At 42.7% G+C, this 1,704-nt stretch carries 2 protein-coding genes; one reads left to right on the top strand and one right to left on the bottom strand.

The annotated features are described in order from the left end of the window. Positions 1 to 176, bottom strand: a 176-nt coding sequence (locus BLV85_RS14660) for a LysR family transcriptional regulator (RefSeq protein WP_143032372.1), incomplete at its 3' end; no start/stop codon positions are given. 186 nt (positions 177 to 362) lie between these two features. Between BLV85_RS14660 and BLV85_RS14665 the strand changes: the two genes are divergently transcribed. Next, positions 363 to 1,478: a sodium-dependent bicarbonate transport family permease gene (locus BLV85_RS14665; protein WP_090415951.1), complete on the top strand. Its 1,116-nt coding sequence runs from the start codon at positions 363 to 365 to the stop codon at positions 1,476 to 1,478. Positions 1,479 to 1,704 lie beyond the last annotated feature (226 nt).

A 1,704-nucleotide genomic window follows, 5' to 3' on the forward strand; every position in this document is an offset into this window, starting at 1 on the left:
TAAATTTTCTTTCCAATCTGTTCAAACAGTGGCAGGCCGATATCGTCAGTCAACTTTTTGATTTGCATCGATACCGTCGGTTGCGTCAGAAAAAGCTCTTCCGCAGCGCGAGTGAAACTGTTCAGTCGTGCGATTGCCTCGAATATTTCCAGTTGTCTGAGCGTGCAGTGGCGCATAAATTGCTCCCTTTATTCATAGATATATATCTATGAATAAGATAAAAAAAATTGATTATTATTTATGATTTTAACAATCTAAACTATTTCCAACTTGCTGTGATAGATCTCCAGTTATTGAAATGGTTGTAAATACCTTATTGGTCCATTGTAGAAGAGCATGATTATCGAAATAAGGAGTTAAAAATGTTTGAAGAATTTATCTATAATTTTACTAATAACTTATTCAAGCCGATTTTGCTTTTCTTCTATTTGGGGTTTCTGATACCACTACTTAAAGTTCCTCTTGAATTCCCGCCAGCATTGTATAAAGGATTAACTATTTATCTATTAATCGCGATAGGCTGGCATGGCGGAGAAGAGCTGGCTGATTTGTCGTCAAAAGATCTAATGCTTGCTAGCGGCTTCATGCTGATAGGCTTTATTACCAATTTGCTTATTGGGCTTATTGCGTACTTCATTCTTCGCACGGCAACCAACATGAGGCAGATTGATGCTGCGACTGTGTCAGGCTATTATGGCTCAGATTCAGCGGGGACTTTTGTTACCTGCGTTGGTGTTCTCGCAACGGCTAATATTGCTTATGCTGCGTATATGCCTGTTTTACTTGCGGTGATGGAAATTCCTGGCTGCTTGGTTGCGCTGTACCTTGTTTCACGAATTCGTAACTCAGGTAAGATGGATGAGGCTGGTAATATGCCCGGTGAACCGGGCTATAATCGATCCTCCAGAGTGTTGCTCGAACCGCAATTTAGTGGCTCACAAAGTATTTTCAACAAAAAAATCCTGCACGAGATATTTCTCAATCCAGGGTTGTATTTATTATTTGGGGGCATTGCAATAGGTTATGTTTCCCGCCTACAAGGAGTTGAAGTAACTCAGGCTGCAGATCGCTTTTTTGTTGTTCTTTTTCAAGGCGTTCTTTGTCTCTTTCTGTTAGAGATGGGAATGACAGCTTCTTCACGCCTTAAAGATTTGCAGATGGGAGGTAAAGGTTTTGTTGCTTTTGGGGTTATTGCCCCAAATATCTTTGCTATTGTAGGTATTATCGTAGCTCATGGTTATAGCATGGTGGTTGGCTATTCATTCGAAATAGGAACCTACGTGCTTTTCGCAGTACTATGTGGTGCGGCCTCCTATATAGCTGTCCCTGCAGTCCAGAGAATTGCAATTCCGGAGGCGAGTCCTACGCTTCCATTGGCAGCTTCGCTTGGCCTGACATTTACCTATAATGTTACGATAGGCATACCTGTTTACATTTTGCTTACTACCGTGCTGATTTCTGCGTTGCCGGCGCAATGATCGAGGCCTCTATGTGTCCTCTTCCGCCGATAAAGGAAAGCCGGTATCTTATTGTATGGAGCATGATCGGCGCTGCATGCCCTGTCTTCGCGGACAACGGAAACCTCATCGATAGTCTGACTGGCTTCAATATCAATGAAACGGCCTTCATGAAATCACTGGGTGTGGATTTTGGGGGGTGGGTGGAGATTGGTTTCGCAGCTAACCCGCAGAATCCAAGCAACAA

The organism is Nitrosomonas halophila, from assembly GCF_900107165.1.
GTDB classification, from domain to species: domain Bacteria; phylum Pseudomonadota; class Gammaproteobacteria; order Burkholderiales; family Nitrosomonadaceae; genus Nitrosomonas; species Nitrosomonas halophila.